The sequence below is a fragment of the Bradyrhizobium sp. 63_E2_N1_3 genome (genome assembly GCF_052076005.1).
GTDB lineage: Bacteria > Pseudomonadota > Alphaproteobacteria > Rhizobiales > Xanthobacteraceae > Bradyrhizobium > Bradyrhizobium barranii.
This window is the reverse complement of sequence record NZ_CP197235.1, coordinates 3738328-3754609: the sequence shown is the minus strand read 5'-3', so window position 1 is coordinate 3754609 and position 16282 is coordinate 3738328. Positions and strand designations below refer to the sequence as shown.

Sequence of the window (16282 nt, the reverse complement as noted above, 5' to 3'; positions counted from 1 at the left end):
CTTGTAAGCCAAGACCGGCGGCTGATAAAGCGAGCGGCAAGGCATGAGGGAACTTGCGGGCATTGTGGCCCTTCTCGCCGGGCTCTGGCTGGCCGCGGCGGACGCCGGTTTCCGCACCCCGGAATCGCTGGTCCGCAATGTCTACGCGCATTACGGCGATGGCGCGCCGGAACTGTCAAAAGGCCTGCCGCGCGATGCCGCCTCCGCCCGGCAATTCTTCGACCCCAGCCTGCGCAGGGTCTGGAGCGCGCCGAGGGTCGAGCCCTACGACTTCCTGGTGCAGAGCCCGAACTGGAAGCTCGGCCCGGTCGCGATCGCGGTCGTTCGCAGGCAATACGACAAGACCTATGTCGCGGCGAATTTCGACAATCGCGGGCGAAAGGTCACGCTGAACTTCGTCCTGGTCAACGGACCCGAAGGCTGGCTGATCACGGATGTCGAAAGCCCGCACGACAGTCTGCGGATGTTTCTGGAGCAGTTTCGGAAGTGAGGGGTGCTCGTCGCCACTGCCTCAACACCGTCATTGCGAGCGCAGCGAAGCAATCCAGACTGTATCCGCAGAGCATTCTGGATTGCTTCGTCGCTTCGCTCCTCGCAATGACGGGGCTGGTAGCGAGGCCCCAATCCCTACTCTTCCGGCGCGTTCTCGATCGGATCAAACCGGCTCGCATCGAGCCCGAGCAGATTCCACGACTGCTGCATGTGCGGCGGCAATGGCGCGGTGGCGTCGATCACGCCGCCGCGGGGATGCGGAATGACGATGCGGCGCGCAAGCAGATGCAACCGGTTTTGCAGGCCGCCCGGCAGCTGCCAGTTCTCGATGTTGAAATATTTGGGATCGCCGACGATGGGGTGGCCGATATGCTCCATGTGGGCGCGCAGCTGATGGGTGCGGCCGGTCACGGGCTTGAGCGACACCCAGGTCAGCTTGTTGCCGGCGGTCTCGACCACCGCATAATACGTCACCGCGTGGCTCGCACCTTCGTCGCCATGCTGGGCGATGCGCATGATCGTGTCGTCCTCGCTCTCTTCCTTCGCGAGGAAGGTCGAGATGCGGCCCTGCTTCGGCTTCGGCAGACCTGGCACCAGCGCCCAATAGGTTTTTCGCGCGGACCGCGAGCGGAAGGCGCCGGTCAGATGCGAGGCGGCAAATCGCGTCTTGGCGATCAGCAGGCAGCCCGAGGTCTCCCGGTCGATGCGGTGCACGAGGCGCGGCTTCTGGCCCTTGGAATCGCGCATCACCTCCAGCATCTGGTCGATGTGCCGTGTCATGCCCGAGCCACCCTGTACGGCGAGGCCGAGAGGCTTGTTCAGGACGAGGACGTCGTCGTCCTCGTAGATCGTCATCTCTTTGAGCGCCTGAAGCGTCTTTTGGGCACCTTCCGACAGCTCGCCGACGGCCTTCGGCGTGTCGAGCTTCAACGGCGGGATGCGGACGCTCTGGCCCTCCTCCAGGCGGTCCTTGCTGTCGACGCGCTTGCCGTCCACGCGCAGCTCGCCTTTGCGGACGACGCGCTGGATGTGGGAGAACGACAGGCCCGGAAAGCGCGCTTCGAGGAAACGGTCGACGCGCATGTTGTTCTCGTCAGCCGTCACCTTGACGGTCTGCACCTTGGTCGGCAGCAGCGCCTCGACGGGCTTTGCCGGCGCAGCCACTTCGGGCGCAGCCTTGGGCGGCCGCCGCTCAGCACGCTCCGCCGCAAAGCGCGGCGGCTTCGCACCCGGCTTGCCACCCAGCCGTGGTCCCGCCTTCTTCGCAGTGCGCGCCTTGAATGGACGCGAATCGTCGCGCTCGTCACGCGAGCGGGGCTTTGGGTTCATTCTCTTGATGCGGCGGCTCATGGTTGCCTGCGTACCCTAAAAGCCGGCTCCCGTCACGGCGAAATGGCCGCTTCTAGCGCGAGCCACCCCGCTCCTTCCGCAGCTTGGCCCAGTAATCCAGCCGCTTGCGGATCTCGCGCTCAAAACCGCGCTCGGGCGGGTCGTAGAAGGTCTGGCGGCCCAGGGCTTCCGGAAAGTAGTCCTGGCCGGAGAAGGCGTCGGGGGCGTCGTGGTCGTATTCGTAGGCCGCGCCGTAGCCTTCGGACTTCATCAGCTTGGTCGGGGAATTGAGGATGTGCTTTGGCGGTAGCAGCGAGCCGGCCTGTTTTGCGACCTGCATCGCGGCCTTGAAAGCCGTGTAGACGGCATTCGATTTCGGCGCGGTGGCGAGATAGACCACGGCTTGCGCGATCGCGAGCTCGCCCTCGGGATGGCCGAGAAAGTCGAAGGCGTCCTTGGCCGCGTTGGCAATGACGAGCGCCTGCGGATCGGCAAGGCCGATGTCCTCGACCGCCATGCGTACGACGCGGCGGGCCAGGAACAGCGGGTCCTCGCCGGCATCGAGCATGCGCGCGAGGTAATACAGCGCGGCGTCGGGATCGGAGCCCCGCACCGACTTATGCAGCGCCGAGATCAGATTGTAGTGACCGTCGGCCGACTTGTCGTAGATCGGCGCGCGGCGCTGCAGGATCTCCTGCAACTGCGCCGCGTTGAAAATCTCGTCCGCCCGCGCCGAGCGCCAGACTTCCTCGACAAGCGTCAGCGATGCCCGTCCGTCGCCGTCGGCCATGCGCACCAGCACGGCGCGCGCCTCGTCATCGAGCGGCAGCTTGCGGCCCTCGACCTCCTCGGCATGCGCGAACAGTTTTTCGATCGCGGCGGCATCGAGCGAGCGAAACACCAGCACGCGCGCACGCGAGAGCAACGCCGCGTTGAGCTCGAAGGACGGGTTTTCGGTGGTCGCGCCGACCATCACGACGGTGCCGTCTTCCATCACCGGCAGAAACGAATCCTGCTGGGCGCGATTGAAGCGATGCACCTCGTCGACGAACAGCAGCGTGCCCTTGCCCATCTCGCGGCGGGCGCGTGCGGCGTCAAACGCCTTCTTCAGATCGGCGACGCCGGAGAACACCGCGGAGATCTGCTCGAAATGCAGATCGGTCGCATCGGCCAGCAGCCGCGCCACCGTGGTCTTGCCGGTGCCGGGCGGGCCCCAGAACACCAGCGATCCGAGCGTGCGCGTCTCCAGCATGCGCGTCAGCGCACCATCGGGACCGAGGATATGGTCCTGGCCTACGACCTCCGACAGCGCGCGCGGGCGCAGCCGGTCCGGCAGCGGATGCGGAGCCTCGTGGTCGAGCCCCGCCGCGGCAAAGAGAGTTGGCGTCTCCTGTGGTCGCTTCGGGCTCATCCGCCCAGCGTGACGTTGATCTGCTGGCCACCGCGCACCAGCGTGATGCGCCAGATCCGCGGCCGTTCGCCCGCCGCCTTTTCGAGGTCGCCGGTCTTGCTGATCTTCAGGTTGTTGACGGCGAGGATGATGTCGCCCTTCTGGAAGCCGACACTCGCAGCCGCGCTGTCGCCGCCGAGATCGGTGATCACGACGCCTTCGGTGTCGGCGTCCAGATGCAGCTCGTCGGCAACCGCCGGCGTGATGGACGAGACCTTCGCGCCCTGGAACGGCGAGCGCGCGGTGACGACGAGTTCGTTGCGGCCGGAGTCGGGTGCGGTCTCGAGCGAGATCGTGACCTTGAGCGGCTTACCGCCGCGCTGCACGTCGATCTGCGCCGTGCCGCCGAGCGGACGCGTGGCGAAACGGTAATCGAAGGCGTTGGGATCATCCACGGTCTGGCCGTCGATCCCGGTGATGAGATCGGAGGATTTCAGGCCGGCCTTGGCCGCGGGGCCGCTCGAGACCACGCTAGCAACCAGCGCGCCGGTCGGCGAACGCAGGCCGAGGCTCTCGGCGATCTCGGGCGTCACCGCCTGCAATTTTGCCCCTAACCACGGCCGCTTCACCGCCTTGCCGCCGCTCTTGGCGGAGGCGACGACGACGCGCACCATGTTGGCGGGAATCGCAAAGCCGATGCCTTGCGAGCCGCCGGAGCGCGAATAGATCGCGGTATTGATGCCGGCGAGCTTTCCGCTCATGTCGACCAGCGCGCCGCCGGAATTGCCGGGATTGATGGCCGCATCGGTCTGGATGAAGAACTGGTAGTCGGTGATGCCGACCTGGGTGCGCGCGAGCGCCGAGATGATGCCGTGGGTCACGGTCTGGCCGACGCCGAAGGGATTGCCGATCGCGAGCACGACGTCGCCAACCAGCAGTTCGTCGGAATTGGTGAAGTCCAGGGTCGGAAACTTCTCCTTGGTGTCCTTCAGGCGCAGCACGGCGAGATCGGTGCGCGGATCCTTCAGCAGGATTTCGGCCTCGAACTCCCGCTTGTCCGACAGCGATACTTTCACCTGGTCCGCGCCCTCAATGACGTGGACGTTGGTGACGACGAGGCCGGAGGCATCGACGATGACACCGGAGCCGAGCGAGCGCTGCATCTGCTCGGGCTGCTGGCCCGGCACGCCGAAGAAGCGGCGGAAGATCGGGTCGTCCAGCAGCGGGTTGCGGTTCTGCACCACCTTGGCCGCGTAGACGTTGACGACGGCCGGCTGCACCCGCTGCACGATCGGCGCATAGGACAGCCGCAGTTCGGCGGGCGAGGACGGGACACGGCGGTCCTGCGCGGCGGCCGGATTGAGGTGGGCTGAAAACGCTATGCACAATGCCGTGATGACGGCGGTCCGGGTCGATCGAAACATTCCTACCTCTCGGAAAAGACGCCGGAATATAGGCGCGTTCGCCCGCCAATAGAAGGGCGCCAAGGGGGCATTATTCAGCCGCCTTTCCGGTGTGTCCGCCTTGCAAGTCCCGCATGCGAAATGACAATTTACCTGGGCGGTGGATTGGCATGATGCGCGTCATCCACCATTGTGGTGTCGAGCGGATTCGGTTGCGGCGAATTGGCATCAGTGGGAACCGCGCAACCGGGCGCAGCGTCGCGGGGCAGTCATCGTTCATACCTAGGCTCTCCCGTTACGACTTGGGGAAGTTCGTCAAACGATGGAGTCATGATGTGAGCAGGACAAGACTTGCAGCCACCGCGATTGGTCTCGCCGGTGCGCTGGCGGCCTCGCAGGCCCAGGCCCAAACGGCAAGCAGCAGCGATCAGGAGATCGCACTGCTGAAGCAGCAATTGAAGATGCTGGAGCAGAAGCTCGACAAGCTCCAGAGCCAGACCGCCGCCAACACGGCGGCCACGGCGAAGGCCAAAGTCGAAGCAAAGGCAGAGGCCAAGGCCGAAGCGCGCTCGGAGGCGAAGGCGGTCGTGGCCAATGCCAGCGCGGCGATCCCGCTCAAGGGACCGGCGCCCGCGTCCGGCGCCGTCGTGACGATGCCGAACAACCGGCCGACCATCTGCACCGCCGATGGGGCAAACTGCGTCGCGATCACCGGTCGCGTGCACTACGATATGGGCGGCTATGACTATCGTCCCAACACGGCGGCAACTGTGCCGCAAAAGCTGGACAGCGGCGAAAACGTGCGTCGCGCGCGCATCGGTGTCGTCGGCAAATTCCTCGAAGACTGGAATTTCGCGCTGATCTACGATTTCGGGGGCTCGTCCGACGGATTTGGCGGCACGGGCGCCGCCGGCGCGACCCCTGTCGGCTTCCTGCCGGGCGGAGGCACCTCCGGCATCGAGAATGCTTGGGTGAGCTACACGGGGCTGAAGCCGTTCGGCGGCAAGATGGCAATCGAAGCCGGCATCATGGACCTTGCCTGGACCCTGGATGAATCCACGAGTTCCAACGACATTGCGTTCATGGAACGCGCCTCGGTCGGCATCATCGCGCAAAATATCGCCGCCGGCGACTTCCGTTCCGCCGCCGGTGCCCGCTGGTACAATGACGTGTTCTGGGCCGGCGCTTACGTGACCGGCCCGACCTCGGGTGCCATTCACTCGGCCTCGAGCGTGTCACCTCCCGGGACCAGCGAGCAATACGGCGCGACCGCCCGCGTTGCGGGCCAGGTCGTGAGCGGCAACGACTACTCGGTGCATCTCGGCGCCGACGCGGAATGGCTGATCCAGCCGCCGCGCAATCTGCTCGCGAACACGCAAACGCTCACGCTCAGCGATCGTCCCGAGCTGCGCATCGATCCCACGACGCTGATCTCGACCGGTGCGATTGCAAATGTGTCGGGCGCGCAGGTCTATGGCGTGGAAGCCGCGGCCACCTATGGACCGCTCTGGGTCCAGGGCGAATACTACTGGTTCAACATCGATCGGGGTGCGAACACCGCGGTGGCGCCCATCGGTACGTCGAGCCTGAAATTCCAGGGGGGCTACGCACAGGCGGCCTATGTCCTGACCGGTGAATCGCGCAAGTACAATCCGAGCAACGCGGCCTATGGCGGCGTCAAGCCGAACAATCCGTTCTCGATCAACGGCGGCGGCTGGGGTGCCTGGGAGATCGCCGGTCGCTACTCGACCGTGGATCTGAACGATCAGTTGGCGACCGCCGCCGGCATCGCCGGCGGGCGGCAAACCGTCTACACGCTGGCGCTCAACTGGTACGTCAACGGCAATGTGCGCTTCATGCTCGACTATCTGCATGGCACGGTGTCGAAGCAGGCCTCGGCGGTGTCGGCGGCGGACACCGGCTCGAAGTTCGATGCGGTCGCGTTGCGCACGCAGTTTGCGTTCTGATGCAATCTCTTCCGGGAGCGGCACGGTCCGCTCCCGGAGAGTTACGCTGCGCGCTTCGGCTTCTTGACCGGCTCCGCTTCGGGCGGCAGCGCGCAGGACAGCCGTTGCTGATGGCTCTCGCCCCAGGCCTTCAGGATGTCGATCACCGGCCGCAGGCTCTCGCCGAGCTCGGAGAGGCAATACTCCACGCGCGGCGGCACCTCGGCATAGACCTTGCGGATGACGAGCTTGTCCTCCTCCAGCGCGCGAAGCTGCTTTGTCAGCATGCGCTGGGTGATGCCGGGCATCCGGCGGCGCAGTTCGCCGAAGCGCTGGGTGCCGTCCTGGAGGTGGTAGAGGATCACGCCCTTCCACTTGCCGTCGATCAGGTCCAGCGTCGCCTCGACCGAGCAGCCCGGACGCCGGGTAAAATCTCGCCGCTTCATGCGTGTTTTCCCAATAGTATCCAAACAGGGACTATATCCCCGAATTTACAGTACTTGCCAAATCGGGGCTAGCGGGACAGTTAGCGGGCCAGGCGCAGATCACAAGCTACGCGCCATTTGATGGAGACAAGCCATGAAGGCCGTCGGCTACAAAAAATCGCTTCCGATCGAGGATCAGGACGCGCTGATCGATTTCGAGACCGCAAAGCCCGAGCCCAAGGGGCGCGATATCCGGGTCGCCGTGAAGGCAATCTCGGCGAACCCGGTCGATTACAAGGTACGCAAGCGTGCCGCCCCGCCCGAGGGCGAGACGAAGATTCTTGGCTATGACGCGGCCGGAATCGTCGATGCCGTGGGTCCGGACGTCACGCTGTTCAAGCCGGGCGACGAGGTGTTTTACGCCGGCTCGATCCTGCGCCAGGGCACCAATTCCGAATTCCACCTGGTCGACGAGCGCATCGTCGGCAACAAGCCGAAGAGCCTGTCGTTCGCGCAGGCCGCTGCCCTTCCCCTCACCTCCATCACCGCCTGGGAACTGCTGTTCGACCGGCTCGGCGCCGTGCCCGGCAAGAGCGTCGATCCGCGCACGCTGTTGATCACGGGCGGCGCCGGTGGCGTCGGCTCGATCCTGATCCAGCTCGCGCGACGCCTCACGGGCCTCACGGTGCTCGCGACGGCGACGCGGCCGGAGTCACAAAAATGGTGCCTCGATCTCGGCGCGCATGCGGTGATCGACCACGGCAAGCCGATGAAGGAGCAGATCGAGAGCTTGAGGCTGCCGCCGGTCGCGCTGGTGGCGAGCCTGACCTTCACCGACCAGCACTACAAGGCGATCGCCGAGTTCATGGCGCCGCAGGGCCGGTTCGGCCTGATCGACGATCCCCCGGAGTTCGCCGTGAGCACCTTCAAGGGCAAGGCGATCTCGGTACACTGGGAATCGATGTTCACGCGCTCCTCTTTCCAGACGCCCGACATGATCGCGCAGCATCATCTGCTCAACGACGTCTCCGACCTCATCGACAAGGGCGTGCTGCGCACCACGCTCGACCAGACCTTTGGCACGATCAACGCGGCCAACCTCAAGCGCGCGCATGCGCTGCTCGAAAGCGGCAAGTCGCGCGGGAAGATCGTGCTCGAGGGGTGGTAGGCAGCCGCAACGTTGGTGCGTGGCTGCGTAGGGTGGGCAAAGGCGCGCTCGCGCCGTGCCCACCATCTCGCAACGGGTGCGACAAAAGTGGTGGGCACGCTTCCGCCTTCGCTCTTCGAGCTACGGCGGACAAGTCGCTTTGCCCACCATACGGTGCCACGCTTCCGGTGCCACGCCTTCGCGTAGTCTCAGGCGATCGTGTTAACGATACCGCCTTCCGCGCGCAGCGCCGCACCGTTGGTCGCGGACGCTTCCTTCGACGCGACATAGACCACCATGTTGGCGATCTCGTCGACGCTGGCGAAGCGTTGGATCAACGAGCTCGGACGGTGCTGCTTGACGAAATTGGCCGCGGCCTCATCGACTGACTGGCCGTTCTGCTTGGCAAGATCCTTCACGAAGGTCTCGACGCCTTCCGACATGGTCGGACCCGGCAGCACGGAATTGACGGTGACACCGGTGCCGCGGGTGAGCTGCGCGAGGCCCCGCGCGACCGAGAGCTGGGCCGTCTTGCTCATGCCGTAATGGATCATCTCGACGGGAATGTTGAGCCCGGACTCCGATGAGATGAAGACGATGCGGCCCCAGTTGCGCTTGAGCATGCCCTTCATATAGGCGCGCGAGAGCCGCACCCCGCTCATGACGTTGACCTCGAAGAAGCGGCTCCAGTCCTCGTCAGGGATCTCGAAGAAATCTTTTGGCTCGAAGATGCCGGCGTTGTTGATGAGGATGTCGACCTCCGGCAGTGCCGAGACGAGCGCCTTGCAGCCCGCTGCGGTCGAGACGTCGGCGGCGATGCCGCGGACCTTAACGCCCGCCCCTTCCAGCTTGCGCACGGCGGCATCGACCTTGTCCTGGCCGCGACCGTTGATGACCACGCTCGCGCCGGACGCAGCGAGACCTTTTGCGATGGCGTGGCCGATGCCGGCGGTGGAGCCGGTCACGAGGGCGGTCTTTCCTGAAAGGTCGATCTTCATGAATCATCTCCATTGTTGCTGAAGCGGATATCGTGTCCAGCGCACGCCGCTTCAATCGCCACAACTGCGAAATCGTAGGGTGAGACAAAGCGACTTGTCCGCCGCAGCTCGAAGAGCGAAGGCGGAAGCGTGTCCACCTTTTCGCCACGAGTTGAAAGCGAAATGGTGGGCACGGCGCGCGAAGAGCGCACCTTTGCCCACCCTACGGCACTATTGCCGCGCCGGTAGCGTCCTGAGAAACGCGACGATGGCATCGAGATCCTGGGCCGTCATGCTGGCATAGGCAGCATAGGCCATCGGCGGCTTGAGCTTGTGGCCGTCGCGCGCGATGCCTTGCGTAATCGCACGTTTGATTTCGTCGTCGCTCCAGCCGCCTAGGCCGGCCGCGGGATCCGCGGTGATATTCGGGGAGATGGATTCGCCCCACGGCCCCTTGAACGTCCGGCCACCCTTGCCGCTCGCACCCGCGAAATCATGCACGGCGGACGGGCCCTCCGGCGTGTGGCATTCCAGGCAATGGGCGATCGTCAGGAGATAGCGGCCGCGCGCGAGCTTGTCGGAGAGATCGGCCTCGGTCGCCCGCTTGCCGGCATAGGTCGGCGCTTCCAGTTTCAGCGCGATCCTGTATTCCGGCGCAGGGGTTTCGTGGCGCACTGCGGGGACTGAGCGCAGGTAAGCGGTAAGCGCATCGAGATCCCGGGCCGTGAGCACCGTGTAGAACGCGGTCGGCATGATCGGCGCGACCTTGGTCCCGTTCGGCCTGTTACCGCTGACCAGAAACCGCTTCAGCTCGGCATCGCTCCAGTTGCCGATGCCGGTGTCCTTGTCTGGCGTGATGTTGGAGCCGGTGACCTTGAAGGCAGGCTCATCGAAGACCTGGCTGCCGCCCGCGAGCGCGCGCGAAAGATCGAGCCCTTGCGGCCCGCGCGGCGTGTGGCAGTTGTGGCAGACCATCACGCTGTTGACGAGATAGGCACCGCGTTCGACCAGCGTCTCGCCGGAGGCCGGCGACATCAACAGCGCCAGCGCGATCCCAAGCACAATCCTCATCGACAGCCCCCCAGCCGGAATCGCGTTCACCAGACGATGCGCGGCATGAGATATCGCCGCGCCATACAAAAAAGCGGCGCCCAGGGGCGCCGCTTTCTGAAAACTTGAGGTACCGGCCGGCTTACGCCGCCTCGGCTTCCTTCTCCTGCACCGGACCGGAGTCCTGGCCCTTGGCATCGACGTCGCGGTCGACGAACTCGATCACGGCCATCGCGGCGTTGTCGCCGTAGCGGAAGCCGGCCTTGATGATGCGGGTGTAGCCGCCCTGACGGTCCTTGTAGCGGGGCGCCAGCACGTCGAACAGCTTCTTGACCTGATCCTTGTCGCGCATCTCGGAGATCGCCTGGCGACGCATGGACAGGCCGCCCTTCTTGCCGAGGGTAACGAGCTTCTCGACGATCGGACGGAGCTCCTTGGCCTTGGGCAGCGTGGTGACGATCTGCTCGTGCTTGATCAGCGCGGCGCACATATTGGCGAACATCGCGCGGCGATGCTCGGCCGTGCGGTTGAGCTTCCGATGAACCTTGCCGTGACGCATGTAACTATTCCTCAGTTTGAAACTGCCGCGACGGTTCGTCGGACATGTTGCTCAGGTGGGCTGCCTGCGTTCGCCCGCGAAAGCGCGTTGCGCTTTCGCTTTCTTGTTTGAGCATGATCCTTATCGGAAAACCGCTTCGCACTTTTCCGGGATCATGCTGCGCTCAATAGTGATCCTCGAAGCGCTTGGCGAGCTCGTCGATGTTCTCCGGCGGCCAGCCCGGCACTTCCATGCCGAGGTGCAGACCCATCTGGGCCAGCACTTCCTTGATCTCGTTCAGCGACTTGCGGCCGAAGTTCGGGGTGCGGAGCATTTCCGCTTCGCTCTTCTGCACGAGGTCGCCGATATAGACGATGTTGTCGTTCTTCAAGCAGTTGGCCGAACGCACCGACAGCTCGAGCTCGTCCACCTTCTTGAGGAAGGCCGGGTTGAAGGCGAGGTCCGGGATGATCTCCTGGGCGACTTCCTTGCGCGGCTCTTCGAAGTTGACGAACACGTTGAGCTGATCCTGCAGGATGCGGGCGGCATAAGCCACCGAGTCATCCGGCGTCAGCGCGCCGTTGGTCTCGATCGTCATGGTCAGCTTGTCGTAGTCGAGGATCTGGCCCTCACGGGTGTTCTCGACCTTGTAGGAGACCTTGCGGACCGGCGAGTACAGGCTGTCGACCGGGATCAGTCCGATCGGCGCGTCCTCGGGACGGTTGCGCTCGGCGGGCACGTAGCCCTTGCCGGTGGCGACCGTGAACTCCATGCGGATCTCGGCGCCCTCGTCGAGCGTGCAGATCTGCAGGTCGGGGTTGAGCACGACCACGTCGCCCACGGTCTGGATGTCGCCGGCGGTGACGACGCCCGGGCCCTGCTTCTTCACGACCATGCGCTTGGGGCCTTCGCCCTGCATCTTGATCGAGATGTCCTTGATGTTGAGCACGATGTCGGTGACGTCTTCACGGACGCCCGCGATCGAGGAGAACTCGTGCAGCACGCCGTCGATGTGCACCGACTGCACCGCCGCGCCCTGGAGCGAGGAGAGCAGGATACGGCGCAGCGCGTTGCCGAGCGTCTGGCCGAAGCCGCGCTCGAGCGGCTCGGCGACGATGGTCGCGAAACGGGTCGAATCGCTGCCGGGCTGGATCTGGAGCTTGTTCGGCCGAATCAGTTCTTGCCAATTTTTCTGGATCGTCACTGTTTCACCCATACAGGCCAGTCAAACTGCTAGTGCAGACACTGGCGTTGGAGAAAGGCCGCGGATCATTCGCGCGGCTTTGCAAAAAGTCATTGCGGGCGACCAATGCGCCCGCAACTTGGTATCAAACGCGCCGACGCTTGCGGGGACGGCAACCGTTGTGCGGGATCGTGGTCACGTCGCGGATCGAGGTGACGGTGAAGCCCGCGGCCTGAAGCGCACGGAGCGCCGACTCGCGGCCCGAACCGGGACCAGCGACTTCGACTTCGAGCGTGCGCATGCCGTGCTCCTGCGCCTTCTTCGACACGTCCTCGGCGGCAACCTGCGCGGCATACGGGGTCGACTTGCGCGAACCCTTGAAGCCCATCGTGCCGGCGGAAGACCAGGCAATCGTGTTGCCCTGCGCGTCGGTGATGGTGATGGTCGTGTTGTTGAACGACGAGTTCACGTGCGCGACGCCGGAGGCGATGTTCTTGCGCTCACGACGACGAACGCGGGTGGCTTCCTTGCCCATAGAGTACCTTTCCTGGAGATCTCAAACGCCGCCGTAATGCCAGCGGCTACACCTGTGGAACGAAAGGCGCGTGGCGAACGGGATGTCCCCTGTTCGCCACACGCCGCGATTGGATTCGAAAACTTACTTCTTCTTGCCGGCGATGGCCTTGGCCGGACCCTTGCGCGTACGCGCATTGGTGTGGGTACGCTGACCGCGCACCGGCAGGCCGCGACGATGACGCAGGCCGCGATAGCAGCCGAGGTCCATCAGACGCTTGATGTTGATGCCGACCTCACGACGCAGGTCGCCCTCGACGAGATAGTCGCGGTCGATCACTTCGCGGATCTGGAGCACTTCGGCATCGCTGAGCTGGTTGACGCGACGATCCTCGGGGATCTTCACCTTCTCCAGGATCTCACCAGCGATCTTCTGGCCGATGCCATGGATGTACTGGAGCGCGATCAGCACGCGCTTGTTGGTCGGAATGTTCACGCCGGCAATACGGGCCACGGCCTTCTCTCCTGTTGCCGATCCCTCGTCAGGAATCAGGCTTTAAGTGCTTGGTTTCTCGGGCAGGTGTTCACAAACGCGAACACGACGCCCACCCCTGGTCTTCCTGGGGCCCGGCATCGTTTGAAACTATCCGACTTGGATGCGGGGCTTATTAGGGGATTCAGGGGGCTTTCGTCAACCGCTGCTAGCGCTTAGCTCGCTTTTTCGTGACCTTTTTTGCGGCCTTTTTGGCACCTTTTTTGACAGCCTTCTTGGCGGTCGTTTTAGCGGCCTTTTTGACCGTTTTCTTGGCCGCTTTCTTGGCCGCCTTCTTGGTGCCCTTTGCGGCCTTCTTGGCGGCCTTTTTAGCGGATTTGGCAGCCTTTTTGGCCGTTTTCGCCGGCTTTTTGTCTACCTTGGCCTTCTTGGTACCCTTCTTGGCAGGCCCCGACTTGGCCGCGCTGCGCGCTTGGGCCTTGCCGTGCGTCTTGGGTTCGACCGCCCCGAGGGCCAGGAGCTGGCGATGAATCGCGCGGGTGACCTCGTCGATGGCCATCATGCCGTCGATGGTCGAGAGCTTCCGCCGCTCGGAATAGTAGTGAATCAGCGGTTCCGTCTGGCTGCGGTAGCTGGCGAGTCGCTTGGTCAGGACCTCCGGGGTGTCGTCGACCCGGACCTCCTCCCCGCGCTCCCGCATCTGGGCGACGCGGGTCTCGACGCGGCTCAGGAGTGCGCTCTCGTTGACGCGGAGCTCGACCACGGCGTCGAGCTTGAGATGCTTGTGCTTGAGCAGCTCATCCAGCGCCTCGGCCTGCGGCACGGTGCGCGGGAAGCCGTCGAGGATGAAACCGTTCTTGGCGTCCGGCTGGTCGATGCGGTCGGAGATGATTCCCACCACGATCTCGTCGGGCACGAGGCCGCCGCTGGCCATGATCTCCTTGGCCTTCAGCCCGACCGGCGTTCCGGCCGCAACGGCCGCGCGCAGCATCTCTCCGGTCGAGAGCTGGACGATGCCATAGCGCTGCACCAGCAGTTGCGCCTGGGTCCCCTTGCCCGACCCCGGCGGTCCCAGAAGTATAATTCTCATCGGCGTACGCCCCCCGGATTGGTGAGCGATACGTCGCGCACCTGTGTTTGAAGTCCAATGACAGTGCAAATCATAATCGGCGCCGCACCGCTACCCATATCATAGGGGAGCAAATGCCAGGACGCCAAGAAGGCCTTTGAAATCAGTGATTGCGTCGCAGGGAGAGCAGCTCTGCCGATGTCTTGGAATGGCTGACTGGTCGCCTCGGCGGGCGCCGCGCGTTGCTCGCGCGGCGAATCGGCGGCGCTGTCGCGCCGCCCTCGGCGAACCCCGCGCTTAGCGGCGGCGGCCGCGCAGCTTCGACTTCCGGATCAGGCCCTCATACTGATGCGCCAGCAGATAGCCCTGCACCTGCGCCACCGTGTCCATGGTGACGCTGACGACGATCAGCAGCGAGGTGCCGCCGAAGTAGAACGGCACCGAGGCGTAGGAGATCAGGATTTCCGGGATCAAGCAGACGATCGCCAGATAAATCGCGCCGAGCACGGTGATGCGCGACAGCACGTAGTCGATATATTCCGCGGTGCGCTCGCCCGGACGGATGCCCGGAATGAAGCCGCCATGCTTCTTCAGATTGTCCGCGGTCTCGGTCGGGTTGAACACGATCGCGGTATAGAAGAACGCGAAGAACACGATCAGCGCGAGATACATGATCAGGAACAGCGGACGGCCGTGGCCGAGCTGGGTCGTGATCCACTGGAACCATTCCGGCCCGCTGCCGGCGTTGAAGTTGGCAACCGTGGTCGGCAGCAGCAGCAGCGAGGACGCGAAGATCGGCGGGATCACGCCCGAGGTGTTGAGCTTGAGCGGCAGATGCGAGGACTGGCCCTCGAACATCTTATTGCCGACCTGGCGCTTCGGATACTGGATCAGCAGCCGGCGCTGGGCGCGCTCCATGAACACGATGAAGGCGATCACGGCGACCGCCATGATGATGACGACCAGGATCAGGCCGGTCGACATCGCACCCTGACGGCCGAGCTCGAGCATGTTGGCGAGCGCCGCGGGCAGCTCGGCGACGATGCCGGCGAGAATGATCAACGAGATGCCGTTGCCGATGCCGCGCGAGGTGATCTGCTCACCCAGCCACATCAGGAACATGGTGCCACCGGTCAGCGTGATCGCCGTGGACAGGCGGAAGAACATGCCGGGGTCGCTGACGACGTTGCCGGCGCCTTCGAGGCCCACCGCGATGCCATAGGACTGGAACGCGGCCAAGATCACGGTGAGATAGCGGGTGTACTGGTTCAGCAGCTTGCGGCCGGACTCACCTTCCTTCTTCAGCGCCTCGAGCTGCGGCGAGACGGTGGTGAGGAGCTGGATGATGATCGAGGCCGAGATATACGGCATGATGTTCAGCGCGAAGATCGCCATGCGGTGGATACCGCCGCCGGCGAACATGTTGAACATGCCGAGGATGCCGCCCGCCTGGGAGCGGAACACCTGTTCCCAAATGTTGGGATCGATGCCGGGAAGCGGGATGTAGGTCCCGAGCCGATAAACGAGCAGCGCACCCAGGGTAAACCAGATGCGCTTCTTCAGTTCGTCAGCCTTGGCAAACGCACCGAAATTGAGATTGGCTGCCAGTTGTTCCGCTGCAGAGGCCATCTTGGACTTTCTCCCGCCGCCTATTGCGCCGTCATGCCCGCGGCCGGGCTACTCTAGCGGACGCCGGACATTATCTGGGGCTCGGCTTCGATAAGTCCACGTCCCACACGCGTAAAGGCCCGCGAGCCGCGGGCCAATGACGCAGTTGTTACGCCGCCTCGCCTTCTTCCTTGGCAGGGGCGAGGATCTTCACCGAGCCGCCGGCCTTCTCGACCGCGGCGATCGCGGTCTTCGTGGCGCCGTGCACTTCGATGTTGAGCTTCGACTTGAGCTCGCCGCGGCCGAGCAGTCGCACGCCGGCCTTGGCGCGGCGCAGCACGCCGCCCTTCACCAGGGCCTCGACGTTCACGACGCTGCCGGCGTCGATCTTCTTGGCATCGACCGCTTCCTGGAGCCGGTCGAGATTGATCTCGGCGAACTCGACGCGGAAGATGTTGTTGAAGCCGCGCTTGGGCAGACGGCGATGCATCGGCATCTGGCCGCCTTCGAAACCCTTGATGCGCACGCCCGAACGCGCGGTCTGGCCCTTGCCACCGCGGCCGGACTGCTTGCCTTTGCCCGAACCAATGCCACGGCCGACGCGCATACGCTTCTTGCGCGAGCCGGCGTTGTCGGCGATATCGCTGAGCTTCATCGCCCTGCTCCTTGTTTCTTGCGCATGATCTTCACCGAAAACGGGTGCCCGCTTTTCGGGATCC

Annotated in this window: 16 protein-coding genes; 3 read left to right on the top strand and 13 right to left on the bottom strand. The window is 64.3% G+C overall.

The genetic code is table 11. The features are described 5' to 3' along the window. The first annotated feature begins 43 nt into the window (after nt 1-43). Nucleotides 44-490: a hypothetical protein gene (locus AB7531_RS17600; RefSeq protein WP_063982596.1), complete on the top strand. Its 447-nt coding sequence runs from the start codon at nt 44-46 to the stop codon at nt 488-490. 137 nt (nt 491-627) lie between these two features. Here the strand turns inward: AB7531_RS17600 and AB7531_RS17595 are convergent, their stop codons facing one another. From AB7531_RS17595 to AB7531_RS17585, 3 genes are read right to left on the bottom strand one after another with little or no spacing between them, the layout of a single operon-like run. Next, a complete protein-coding gene (locus AB7531_RS17595) occupies nt 628-1842 on the bottom strand; it encodes an RluA family pseudouridine synthase (RefSeq protein ID WP_063982595.1) in 1215 nt (404 codons plus the stop codon). Between the two features lie 52 nt (nt 1843-1894). After that, entirely contained in the window at nt 1895-3232 is a 1338-nt protein-coding gene (locus AB7531_RS17590) for a replication-associated recombination protein A (protein ID WP_028151184.1), read from the bottom strand. Further along, nucleotides 3229-4635 carry a DegQ family serine endoprotease gene (locus AB7531_RS17585; RefSeq protein WP_063982594.1) on the bottom strand — a complete coding sequence of 469 codons (1407 nt, stop codon included), beginning with the start codon at nt 4633-4635 and terminating at the stop codon, nt 3229-3231. The genes AB7531_RS17590 and AB7531_RS17585 overlap by 4 nt, the downstream gene beginning before the upstream one ends. 314 nt (nt 4636-4949) lie before the next feature. On the opposite strand from AB7531_RS17585, the gene AB7531_RS17580 reads away from it, so the two are divergent. Next, nucleotides 4950-6581, top strand: coding sequence for an OprO/OprP family phosphate-selective porin (locus AB7531_RS17580; RefSeq protein ID WP_063982593.1), 1632 nt, complete (start codon nt 4950-4952; stop codon nt 6579-6581). A gap of 41 nt (nt 6582-6622) precedes the next feature. Here the strand turns inward: AB7531_RS17580 and AB7531_RS17575 are convergent, their stop codons facing one another. After that, nucleotides 6623-7006 carry a winged helix-turn-helix transcriptional regulator gene (locus tag AB7531_RS17575; protein WP_063982592.1) on the bottom strand — a complete coding sequence of 128 codons (384 nt, stop codon included), beginning with the start codon at nt 7004-7006 and terminating at the stop codon, nt 6623-6625. Between the two features lie 133 nt (nt 7007-7139). Between AB7531_RS17575 and AB7531_RS17570 the strand changes: the two genes are divergently transcribed. Continuing rightward, nucleotides 7140-8153 (top strand): zinc-binding alcohol dehydrogenase family protein, encoded by a 1014-nt coding sequence (locus AB7531_RS17570; protein WP_063982591.1) that lies wholly within the window; start codon nt 7140-7142, stop codon nt 8151-8153. A 188-nt stretch (nt 8154-8341) separates the two neighbouring features. Here AB7531_RS17570 and AB7531_RS17565 read toward each other — a convergent pair whose 3' ends face one another. The 9 genes from AB7531_RS17565 to rplO all read right to left on the bottom strand — a co-directional run bounded on the left by AB7531_RS17565 (nt 8342) and on the right by rplO (nt 16218). Beyond that, nucleotides 8342-9130 (bottom strand): SDR family NAD(P)-dependent oxidoreductase, encoded by a 789-nt coding sequence (locus tag AB7531_RS17565; RefSeq protein WP_063982590.1) that lies wholly within the window; start codon nt 9128-9130, stop codon nt 8342-8344. A 210-nt stretch (nt 9131-9340) separates the two neighbouring features. Beyond that, on the bottom strand, nt 9341-10180 hold the full coding sequence (locus AB7531_RS17560) for a c-type cytochrome (RefSeq protein ID WP_063982589.1): 840 nt from the start codon (nt 10178-10180) through the stop codon (nt 9341-9343). 121 nt (nt 10181-10301) lie between these two features. Further along, nucleotides 10302-10718, bottom strand: a complete 417-nt coding sequence (rplQ, locus tag AB7531_RS17555; protein WP_014494513.1) for a 50S ribosomal protein L17 — start codon at nt 10716-10718, stop codon at nt 10302-10304. A gap of 163 nt (nt 10719-10881) precedes the next feature. After that, on the bottom strand, nt 10882-11913 hold the full coding sequence (locus tag AB7531_RS17550) for a DNA-directed RNA polymerase subunit alpha (RefSeq protein ID WP_038942308.1): 1032 nt from the start codon (nt 11911-11913) through the stop codon (nt 10882-10884). Nucleotides 11914-12025: 112 nt separating this feature from the next. Beyond that, a complete protein-coding gene (gene rpsK, locus AB7531_RS17545) occupies nt 12026-12415 on the bottom strand; it encodes a 30S ribosomal protein S11 (protein ID WP_007603045.1) in 390 nt (129 codons plus the stop codon). Between the two features lie 123 nt (nt 12416-12538). After that, a complete protein-coding gene (gene rpsM, locus AB7531_RS17540; RefSeq protein ID WP_014494511.1) occupies nt 12539-12907 on the bottom strand; it encodes a 30S ribosomal protein S13 in 369 nt (122 codons plus the stop codon). A gap of 187 nt (nt 12908-13094) precedes the next feature. Next, nucleotides 13095-13976, bottom strand: a complete 882-nt coding sequence (locus AB7531_RS17535) for an adenylate kinase (RefSeq protein WP_063982588.1) — start codon at nt 13974-13976, stop codon at nt 13095-13097. 276 nt (nt 13977-14252) lie between these two features. Next, nucleotides 14253-15584, bottom strand: coding sequence for a preprotein translocase subunit SecY (gene secY / locus AB7531_RS17530; RefSeq protein WP_028152980.1), 1332 nt, complete (start codon nt 15582-15584; stop codon nt 14253-14255). Nucleotides 15585-15732: 148 nt separating this feature from the next. After that, nucleotides 15733-16218 carry a 50S ribosomal protein L15 gene (gene rplO / locus AB7531_RS17525; RefSeq protein WP_014494508.1) on the bottom strand — a complete coding sequence of 162 codons (486 nt, stop codon included), beginning with the start codon at nt 16216-16218 and terminating at the stop codon, nt 15733-15735. Nucleotides 16219-16282: the final 64 nt, after the last annotated feature.

Bases quoted from the DNA above. Each gene is read 5' to 3' on its own strand.
- AB7531_RS17600 (WP_063982596.1), top strand. From the start codon at position 44: ATGAGGGAACTTGCGGGCATTGTGGCCCTTCTCGCCGGGCTCTGGCTG.
- AB7531_RS17595 (WP_063982595.1), bottom strand. From the start codon at position 1,842: ATGAGCCGCCGCATCAAGAGAATGAACCCAAAGCCCCGCTCGCGTGAC.
- AB7531_RS17590 (WP_028151184.1), bottom strand. From the start codon at position 3,232: ATGAGCCCGAAGCGACCACAGGAGACGCCAACTCTCTTTGCCGCGGCG.
- AB7531_RS17585 (WP_063982594.1), bottom strand. From the start codon at position 4,635: ATGTTTCGATCGACCCGGACCGCCGTCATCACGGCATTGTGCATAGCG.
- AB7531_RS17575 (WP_063982592.1), bottom strand. From the start codon at position 7,006: ATGAAGCGGCGAGATTTTACCCGGCGTCCGGGCTGCTCGGTCGAGGCG.
- AB7531_RS17570 (WP_063982591.1), top strand. From the start codon at position 7,140: ATGAAGGCCGTCGGCTACAAAAAATCGCTTCCGATCGAGGATCAGGAC.
- AB7531_RS17565 (WP_063982590.1), bottom strand. From the start codon at position 9,130: ATGAAGATCGACCTTTCAGGAAAGACCGCCCTCGTGACCGGCTCCACC.
- AB7531_RS17560 (WP_063982589.1), bottom strand. From the start codon at position 10,180: ATGAGGATTGTGCTTGGGATCGCGCTGGCGCTGTTGATGTCGCCGGCC.
- rplQ (WP_014494513.1), bottom strand. From the start codon at position 10,718: ATGCGTCACGGCAAGGTTCATCGGAAGCTCAACCGCACGGCCGAGCAT.
- AB7531_RS17550 (WP_038942308.1), bottom strand. From the start codon at position 11,913: ATGGGTGAAACAGTGACGATCCAGAAAAATTGGCAAGAACTGATTCGG.
- rpsK (WP_007603045.1), bottom strand. From the start codon at position 12,415: ATGGGCAAGGAAGCCACCCGCGTTCGTCGTCGTGAGCGCAAGAACATC.
- AB7531_RS17535 (WP_063982588.1), bottom strand. From the start codon at position 13,976: ATGAGAATTATACTTCTGGGACCGCCGGGGTCGGGCAAGGGGACCCAG.
- secY (WP_028152980.1), bottom strand. From the start codon at position 15,584: ATGGCCTCTGCAGCGGAACAACTGGCAGCCAATCTCAATTTCGGTGCG.
- rplO (WP_014494508.1), bottom strand. From the start codon at position 16,218: ATGAAGCTCAGCGATATCGCCGACAACGCCGGCTCGCGCAAGAAGCGT.